Source organism: Polyangium spumosum (assembly GCF_009649845.1).
Taxonomy (GTDB): domain Bacteria; phylum Myxococcota_A; class Polyangia; order Polyangiales; family Polyangiaceae; genus Polyangium; species Polyangium spumosum.
The window spans coordinates 188,770-196,749 of record NZ_WJIE01000015.1; the positions used below are offsets into that span (position 1 = coordinate 188,770).

The 7,980-nt window shown below is 69.4% G+C and carries 9 protein-coding genes; 3 read left to right on the forward strand and 6 right to left on the reverse strand.

Going from position 1 to position 7,980, the window contains the following annotated elements:
• Window positions 1–21 precede the first annotated feature (21 nt).
• From GF068_RS35475 to GF068_RS35485, 3 genes are all read left to right on the forward strand, one after another.
• Window positions 22–3,456, forward strand: coding sequence for a protein kinase domain-containing protein (locus GF068_RS35475; protein ID WP_153823961.1), 3,435 nt, complete (start codon window positions 22–24; stop codon window positions 3,454–3,456).
• Window positions 3,457–3,467: 11 nt separating this feature from the next.
• Window positions 3,468–4,475 (forward strand): tetratricopeptide repeat protein, encoded by a 1,008-nt coding sequence (locus GF068_RS35480; protein WP_240807915.1) that lies wholly within the window; start codon window positions 3,468–3,470, stop codon window positions 4,473–4,475.
• An 84-nt stretch (window positions 4,476–4,559) separates the two neighbouring features.
• Entirely contained in the window at window positions 4,560–5,333 is a 774-nt protein-coding gene (locus tag GF068_RS35485) for a hypothetical protein (RefSeq protein ID WP_153823962.1), read from the forward strand.
• Window positions 5,334–5,453: 120 nt separating this feature from the next.
• Here GF068_RS35485 and rpsS read toward each other — a convergent pair whose 3' ends face one another.
• The 6 genes from rpsS to GF068_RS35515 all read right to left on the reverse strand — a co-directional run.
• Window positions 5,454–5,744 carry a 30S ribosomal protein S19 gene (rpsS, locus tag GF068_RS35490; RefSeq protein ID WP_153823963.1) on the reverse strand — a complete coding sequence of 97 codons (291 nt, stop codon included), beginning with the start codon at window positions 5,742–5,744 and terminating at the stop codon, window positions 5,454–5,456.
• Between the two features lie 3 nt (window positions 5,745–5,747).
• The gene (gene rplB / locus GF068_RS35495) at window positions 5,748–6,578 is read right to left on the reverse strand and encodes a 50S ribosomal protein L2 (RefSeq protein WP_153823964.1); all 831 of its coding nucleotides are present in this window, start codon (window positions 6,576–6,578) and stop codon (window positions 5,748–5,750) included.
• 3 nt (window positions 6,579–6,581) lie between these two features.
• On the reverse strand, window positions 6,582–6,881 hold the full coding sequence (locus GF068_RS35500; protein ID WP_153823965.1) for a 50S ribosomal protein L23: 300 nt from the start codon (window positions 6,879–6,881) through the stop codon (window positions 6,582–6,584).
• Window positions 6,882–6,892: 11 nt separating this feature from the next.
• Window positions 6,893–7,516, reverse strand: coding sequence for a 50S ribosomal protein L4 (gene rplD / locus GF068_RS35505; protein WP_153823966.1), 624 nt, complete (start codon window positions 7,514–7,516; stop codon window positions 6,893–6,895).
• A 9-nt stretch (window positions 7,517–7,525) separates the two neighbouring features.
• A complete protein-coding gene (gene rpsJ, locus GF068_RS35510; protein ID WP_012233476.1) occupies window positions 7,526–7,837 on the reverse strand; it encodes a 30S ribosomal protein S10 in 312 nt (103 codons plus the stop codon).
• Between the two features lie 15 nt (window positions 7,838–7,852).
• Window positions 7,853–7,980: EF-Tu C-terminal domain-related protein (locus tag GF068_RS35515; protein ID WP_476704320.1), on the reverse strand; the 128-nt coding region annotated here is incomplete at its 5' end.

Below are 7,980 nucleotides of genomic sequence, written 5' to 3' on the forward strand. Positions count from 1 at the left end.
ACCTGATAGCATGCGACGGCAATGGCGCTCGATACTCAGACTGCCACTGGATCGGCATCGAAGCTCGGCAAATACGAGTTGACGCGGGAGATGGCCGGCAGTGGCGTGGCGTCCACCTGGCTCGCTCGAACCGAAGGCAGCACGAAGAGCTACGTCGTGCTCCGTCTTCACAAGCACGTCACGAAGAAGCCGGAGGTCGCCGAGGCTTTCCTGCGTGACGCGAAGAACGGCAAGCTGCTCTCGCACGCGAACGTGGTGCCGATGGTGGAGACGGGCGTCGGCGACGGCGAGATCTTCGTCGTCTCGGAACACTTCGAAGGGGAGCCGCTCTCGTCGCTCGTCGCGAACGCGAAGACCGCCGGCATCCCGCTGCCCGTCGCGCTGCGCATCGGCCTCGAGATGCTGGAAGGGCTCGCGGCCGCGCACGCGCAGAGCGAGCCGATCGCGCACGGAGAGCTGAGCCCGTTCCACGTGCTCGTGGGCAAGGACGGCGTGACGCGCGTCGGCGGCCTCGGCTGGGCGCGGGCCCTCGCCAAGCTCGGACCACACGGGATCATGAAGCAGGACCGGCTCGCCTACGCGCCGCCCGAGCGGGTGAAGGCGATGAGCGCCGCGACGGCCGGCGCGCCGACGGGCAACATCGAGCCCAAAGGTGACGTGTTCGCCGCAGCCGTGATCCTGTGGGAGCTGCTCGCCAAGCAGCGGCTCTTCGCCTCGAAGATGGAGGCCGCCGTCGTGCAGAAGGTCCTCTCGGGGCCGATCCAGGAGCTGTCGTCGGTGACGATCGACGGCCTGCCGGCCTCCGTGGAAGAGGCGCTGCCGAAGGCGCTCGAGCGTGATCCCGCGAAACGCGCGTCGCTCGATGCCCTGCTCGAGGCGTTCCGCAGCATCCCCGCGGGAGAGCTCGCGAAGCCCGAGGACGTGGGCGCGGTCGTGGAGAAGCTCGCCTCGAAGGCGCCCGCAGCGCCGGCCGCGTCGCCCGCAGCGCCGAAGCCGGGACCCGCCGCGCCCGTGCGTCCGCCGCAGTCGACGGTCGTCGGCGTCGCGACGCCCGCAGCCAACGGCAAGGCGCCGCTCGGCGCGAAGACGCCCGCCGTGACGGCGCCCGCGCCCGCCGCCAAAAAAGACGAAAGCGCCGCGCCCGGAGCTTCGCCTTTGCCGAAGCTCGGCGCGCCGAAGCCGATGGTCCGTCAGAAGACGCTCGTCGGCGGCGTCGAGCCACCGAAGCCCGCGGTCTCCGTGCCGAAGCCCGGCGGCAAGCCCGAGCCAGTGGCAGAAGCGAAGGAGCCCGCCGAGGTGAAGGCCGCGGACAAACCCGAGGCCGCGCCGGCCGCGGAGGCGAAGAAGCCGCCCGCGCCGCCGCCGCCGAAGGTGCCGCCGCCGCCGAAGCTCGGTCTGCCGAAGCCCCCGGCCCCGCCCGTGGTCGGCGCGAAGCCCGAGCTCCCCAAGCCGCCGCCGGCCCGCCCGATCGCGGAGTCGCTGCCCGGAGAGGACGTCGAGATCGACGAGGACTCCGGCATGTTCAAGGCCGAGGCGCTGAAGGCCGAGGCGAAGGACACGCCGAAGCCCGAGGCGAAGGACACGCCGAAGCCCGACGAGCCCAAGGCCGAAGCCAAGGCGCCCGAGGAGGCCAAGGCCGAGGAGCCGAAGGTCGAGGACAAACCCGAGCACGTCGTGGCGACGAAGTCGGAGATGCCGACCGTCGTCACGAAGACGCCGACGACCGGCCCCTCGTCGGCCGACAGCGACAACGCCGACGCGCCCGTCTCGCGCACGAAGGCGACCGCGCTCGACCGCCTCAAGCCGGGCAGCACGCTCGGGCGTTACGAGATCCTGCTGCGCGTCGCGAAGGGCGGCATGGCGTCCGTCTGGGCCGCGCGCCTGCAAGGATCACGCGGCTTCCAGAAGACCGTCGCGATCAAGACGATGCTGCCGGACGTCTCCGACGATCCGGATTTCGAGACGATGTTCCTCGACGAGGCGCGCGTCGCGGCCCGGATCCGGCACCCGAACGTGGTCGAGATCTTCGACCTCGGCGAGCAGGACGACATCCTCTACATCGTGATGGAGTGGGTCGAGGGCGACACGCTCAGCACGGTGCAGAAGGCGGCGAAGACGCTCGGCGGGATCCCGCAGAACATCATCCTGCGCCTCGCCTCGCAGATCTGCGCGGGCCTGCACGCCGCGCACGAGCTGCGCGACGACAACGGCGCCCTCGTCGATCTCGTCCACCGCGACATCTCGCCGGGCAACATCCTGATCTCGACGTCCGGCTTCGCGAAGATCGCCGACTTCGGGGTCGCGAAATCGCGCGGGCGGCTCTACGTCACGCGCGCCGAGGGCGTCGTCAAAGGCAAGACGCCGTATCTCTCGCCCGAGCAGCTCGGCGGCCTGCCGCTCGATCGTCGCAGCGACCTCTTCTCGCTCGGCGTGCTGCTCTACGTGATGGTCACCGGCCTGCACCCGTTCCGCGGGGAGACGGAGTTCAAGACGGTCGAGAACATCGCGCTGAAGGATCCGATCCCGCCGCGCGAGCTCGTACCGAGCATCCACGCGGACTTCGAGAAGGTGATCCTGAAGGCGCTCGAGAAGGACCGGACGAAGCGCTACTCGACGGCCGCCGAGATGCAACGCGCGCTCGATCAAGTCGCGTCGCAGGTCGGCTCGCCGATCACGGACGAGGACGTCGCGGACTTCGTGCGCAAGGTGATCGGCGAGGCGAACGCGAAACGCGCCGCCGAGCTGCGCGCCGCGATCGCCGCAGCCGACGCGAACCTCGCCGCAGAACGCCTGAGCATCCCGCCGCCCCTCGACGGGCCGAAGGTCGACTCGAAGCCGGACGTCCCGGCGGCGAAGGCCGGCGAGATCTCGGACAGCGCCGTGACGAACGAGCTGCCCGCGCCAGGCCTCGACGTACCGGCCGCGCCGCCCCCGGCGCGTCTCGAGACGCTGCCGAGCGTGCCGGTCCCGACGGCCGCGCAGCCGACCGCGACGGACGACGACGATCCGCTCGTCGCAGCGCAGGCGGCGCAGAAGAAAAAGCGCACGATCATGGTCGTCGGTGGCATCGCCGCCGTCGCGATCGCCGGGGTCGTCATGGCCTTCTCGGGCGGCGGGGACAAACCCGAGACACCAGCGCCGACAACGACGGAGCAAGCGCCCACCGCAGAAGCCGCGCCGACGCCGACGCCGACGGAGGCGAAGCAGCCCGAGCCGCCGCCGACGGCCGAGGCGCCGAAGCCCGAGGAGCCGAAGCCCGAGGAGCCGAAGCCCGAGGAGCCCGCCGCCGAGACGCCGCCGCCCGAGCCGACGCAGGCTGCCACCGCCGTCAACAAGGCGCCGACCACGTGGAAGGCGCCCACGACGAAGACCGTTCGTCCGCCGTCCACCGGGACGAGCAAGACGACGAACAAGACCACCAAGAAAACCCCCAAGTTCGATCCCACCGGAATCTGAGCGCCGTGCGAATGAGAACAACCGCGACCGCAGCCCTCTTCGTTGCCCTCCCCGCGCTCTCGGTCCTCGAGCCGAGCGTCGCCCACGCGCAAGCCCCGACCGCGGCATCCGCGCCCTCCCCAGCGGACGTCGCCGAGGCGAAGAAGAAGTTCGAGAGCGGCGCGAACCTCTTCAAAGCCGGCAAGTACGCCGAGGCCATCGAGGATTTCCGCACCTCGTACGGCAAGGTGCAGAGCCCGAACTCGCACCTCTACATCGCTCGCTCTCTGCGCGAGATGGGCAAGCTCGCCGAGGCCTACGTCGAGTTCGACAAGGTGGCGGCCGAGGCCCAGACCGCAGGCGAGAAGTACGCGCAGACCGGCGAGACCGCGAAGCTCGAGCGCGACGAGCTCAACCCGAAGATCGCGCTCGTGAGCGTCGACGTGACGACGCCCGAGAGCGGCGCGCGGCTCACCATCGGCGGCATCGAGGTGCCCCAGGATCGCTGGGGCAAACCCTTCCCCGCGACACCCGGCAGCGTCGAGATCCGCCTCGAGAGCCCGGGCAAACCCGCCGCGACGCAGTCGATCACCCCGGCGGCCGGCGAGTCGCGGACGGTGCAGCTCGGCTTCGCCAGCGCCGGCGACGGCAGCGGCGACGGCAGCGGCGACGGCAGCGGCGACGGAGGCAGCGACGCCGGCAAAGGCATGTCGGGGATGCGCATCGGCGCGTTCGCGGCCGGCGGCCTCGGCGTGGCCGGCTTCGTGACGTTCGCGGTCTTCGGCTCGATGTCGAACGCGACCTACGACGACCTGCAGGCGGCCTGCGGCGGCCCCTGCCCGGCCGACAGGCAAGGCGACGTCGACAAGGGCAAGATGCAGCAGACGGTCGCCAACGTGGGCCTCATCGTGGGCGCCGTCGGCGTGGCCGCAGGCGCGACGCTCTTCGTGCTCAGCCTGAAGAAGGACAAGAAGCCCGAAGCCGCACGGACCGAGCTCGTCGTAGGTCCGGCCCACCTGGGCCTCCGCGGCACGTTCTGAGGGCCAGGGCACGCCTCCAGCGCGTGCCCTCCCGTCGAACGACGAACCCAGCGGACCGAAGCTCCGCTATTCTCTGCCCACGTCATGACCATCGCCGGCACGCCGCCCGATCGCGCCCCGGATCCCGCTGCGCCCCTCCCCCGCCCCGTCGTGCTCGGCATCGCGGGCGCGGCCAGCATCGTCGCGGTGATCGTGCTGGCCATCGCCGTGCGCTCCTCCCCGTTCCCGGACCTCGACGAGGCCAAAGGCAGCACGAGCGCCTCGGGCACCTCGCGCACGGCCGTCACCTCGAACGACGAGGACGAGGACGAGGACGAGCCGCGGGCGGCGCCGGTCGCGGGCAACTCGCGAGAGCTCCGGACGCGGCTCTCCAAGGAGGTGCGCGGCGGCAAGCTGAAGGACGCGACGGCGACGCTGGAGTCGCTCGTGGCCGTGGATCCTCACTCGCCGGACGACGCGGACGTGCGGGGCGACATCGTGGATCTCGCGTCGAAGGCGGGCTTCGCGGGCGGCGCCGAGGCCGACAAGGTCTTCGACCTCATCCGCTCGAAGATGGGCGAACGCGGGCCGGACATCCTCTACTACCTGGTCACGAGCAAGGGCGGCTCGAAGGCGGCCGAGCGCGCCGCCGAGCTCCTGAAGCAGGACGAGGTTCGAAGCCGCGGGACGCCTGCCATGCGGATCGCGTTCGATCTCAAGACCGCGAAGAGCTGCGATGACAAGGCCGCGCTGATCGACCGGGCGCGTGACGAGGGAGATTCACGCGCGCTCGGCTGGCTGATGCTGATGAGCCGGAGCTGCCGGATGTCGAAGGATCCGAAGCTCAAGGAAGCGATCGCCGCGCTCAAGTCGCGCTGATCTGCACGCACCTCGCGCTTCGAAAAAGAGAAGAGCTCGTCGCTCGCCGGAGCGAGGAGACGAGCTCTTCTCGAGGGGGAGCTCCACAGGTTGTCCTGTGAAACTCCCTGGGGACGCTCTTCAGCGACCCTTGCCGACCTTCGCCTTCTTGTCGCCGGAGTGGCCGTGGAAGGTGCGGGTCGGGGCGAACTCGCCGAGCTTGTGGCCGACCATGTTCTCCGTGACGAACACGGGGACGAACTTGCGGCCGTTGTGCACGGCGAACGTGAGGCCCACGGCGTCGGGGACGATGGTGGACCTGCGGGACCAGGTCTTGATGACCTTCTTGGGGCCGCCCGTGGCCTGGGCCGTCTGGATCTTCTCCATCAGGTGGCCGTCGACGAAGGGGCCCTTCTTGATGCTACGCGGCATGGCTCAACCCTTGGTTCCGCGCCGACGAACGATCATGTTGTCGGTCCGCTTGTTGTTGCGAGTCTTCAGGCCCTTGGCGAGCTGACCCCAGGGCGAGCAGGGGTGACGACCGCCGGAGGTGCGGCCCTCGCCGCCGCCCATCGGGTGATCGACGGGGTTCATGGTGACGCCGCGGTTGTGGGGACGGCGGCCGAGCCACCGCGAACGACCCGCCTTGCCGAGGCTGATGTTCGCGTGATCGGGGTTCGAGACCTGGCCGATCGTGGCGCGGCAATCGAGGTGCACCTTGCGGATCTCGCCGCTCGGCAGGCGCACCTGGGCGTAGTCGCCGTCCTTGGCCATGAGCTGCGCGGCGACGCCGGCGGAGCGCACGAGCTGGCCGCCCTTGCCCTTCTTGACCTCGATGTTGTGGATCGAGGTGCCGGGCGGGATGTAGCGCAGCGTGAGGCTGTTGCCGGGCTTGATGTCGGCGTTGCGGCTCGCGACCAGCTTCGCGCCCACGGCGAGGCCGTCGGGGGCGAGGATGTAGCGCTTCTCGCCGTCGACGTAGTGGAGCAGGGCGATACGAGCGGTGCGGTTCGGATCGTACTCGATGGCGGCGACGGTCGCGGGGATGCCGATCTTGTCGCGCCGGAAGTCGATGATCCGGTAGCGCTGCTTGTGGCCACCGCCGCGGAACCGCGAGGTGATCCGGCCGAGGTTGTTACGCCCGCCCGTCGAGGTCTGCTTCTCGACGAGGGAGCGCTCCGGCTCGACCTTCGTGATCTCCTTGAAGTCGCTGACCGAGTAGTAACGCCGCGCGGGGGACGTCGGCTTGAAGCTCTTGATACCCATGGCTTACTCCGACTTCTCCTCGTCGAAGAACTGGATCTGGTCGCCCGGCTTGAGGGTGACGATCGCCTTCTTCCAGTTGTGCAGCTTGGCGTAGCCGCGCCCCATGCGCTTCTCTTTGCCGCGCATGACGAGCGTGTTCACTTCGACCACGCCGACCTTGAAGAGCGCCTGGATCGCGTCCTTGATCTGGATCTTGTTCGCGTCGCGGCGCACCTCGAAGATGACCTTGTTGTTATCTTCGCGGAGCCGGGCCGACTTCTCGGTGAGCATGATCGGCCGACGGATGATGTGCTCGGGCTGCATGGCGTGTTCCTCTACCGAAGGCAGCGCGCTTCGAGCGCTTTGGCCGCCTCTTTCGAGACGACGAGGTGGTCGTGGCGGAGGAGGTCGTACACGTTGACGCCCTCCGGCGGCAAGAACTGGTGCGCGTCGAGGTTGCGGATCGACTTCACCAGCTTCTCGTTCGAGGCGCTGTCGACGACGAGCGACTTCTTGCCCGCCTGCAGCGCCCCGAGCGCGTCGACGATCGCCTTCGTCTTGATCTCGGGCAGCTCGAGGCTGTCGAGGACGATGAGGCGACCCTCCTTGGCGTACAGGGAGAGCGCGCTCTTCAGCGCGCCGATGCGCACCTTGCGCGGCGGACGGTAGGACCAGTCCTGCGGCTCGAGCGCGTGCGCCATGCCGCCGCCCGCGTGGTGCGGGGCGCGGATCGACCCCTGACGAGCGCGGCCGGTGCCCTTCTGGCGGTAGAGCTTCTTCGACGAGCCGGCCACCGCGCTGCGCTCCTTCGTGGCCTTCGTGCCCGCGCGCCGCGAGGCGAGCTGGGCCTTGACGACCTCGTAGAAGAGCTGCTCCTTCACCTCGGCGCCGAAGACCTCGTCCGAAAGGTCGATCTCGCCGACCTGCTCCCGCTTGAGGTTGTAGACGTTGACTTTCATGGCGCGCTCCTAGCTCTTGATCTCGACGTCGACGCCGGCCGAAAGATCGAGCTTCATCAGGGCGTCGAGGGTCTGCTGCGTCGGCTCGATGATGTCGAGGAGCCGCTTGTGCGTGCGGATCTCGAACTGCTCGCGCGACTTCTTGTCGACGTGCGGTCCGCGGAGGACCGTGTAGCGGCGGATCTCCGTGGGCAGGGGGATGGGGCCCGCGACGTGCGCGCCCGTTCGCTTCGCGGTCTCGACGATGTCGCTCGTGGACTTGTCGAGAAGCTGGTGATCGAACGCCTTGAGGCGGATCCGGATCTTCGTGGTGTCGGCCATGACGCTGCTTCTTCCTTACTTGAGGATCTTCGTCACGATGCCCGCGCCGACGGTCTTCCCACCCTCGCGGATCGCGAACCGCATCTGCTCCTCGAGCGCGACCGGCGCGATGAGCTCGATGTCCATCGTGATGTTATCGCCCG

Excerpts from the sequence above, each read along its gene's own strand:
- GF068_RS35480 (WP_240807915.1), top strand. The coding sequence starts at position 3,468 with ATGAGAACAACCGCGACCGCAGCCCTCTTCGTTGCCCTCCCCGCGCTC.
- GF068_RS35500 (WP_153823965.1), bottom strand. The coding sequence starts at position 6,881 with ATGCAGCCCGAGCACATCATCCGTCGGCCGATCATGCTCACCGAGAAG.
- rpsS (WP_153823963.1), bottom strand. The coding sequence starts at position 5,744 with ATGCCGCGTAGCATCAAGAAGGGCCCCTTCGTCGACGGCCACCTGATG.
- rplB (WP_153823964.1), bottom strand. The coding sequence starts at position 6,578 with ATGGGTATCAAGAGCTTCAAGCCGACGTCCCCCGCGCGGCGTTACTAC.
- rpsJ (WP_012233476.1), bottom strand. The coding sequence starts at position 7,837 with ATGGCCGACACCACGAAGATCCGGATCCGCCTCAAGGCGTTCGATCAC.
- GF068_RS35475 (WP_153823961.1), top strand. The coding sequence starts at position 22 with ATGGCGCTCGATACTCAGACTGCCACTGGATCGGCATCGAAGCTCGGC.
- GF068_RS35485 (WP_153823962.1), top strand. The coding sequence starts at position 4,560 with ATGACCATCGCCGGCACGCCGCCCGATCGCGCCCCGGATCCCGCTGCG.
- rplD (WP_153823966.1), bottom strand. The coding sequence starts at position 7,516 with ATGAAAGTCAACGTCTACAACCTCAAGCGGGAGCAGGTCGGCGAGATC.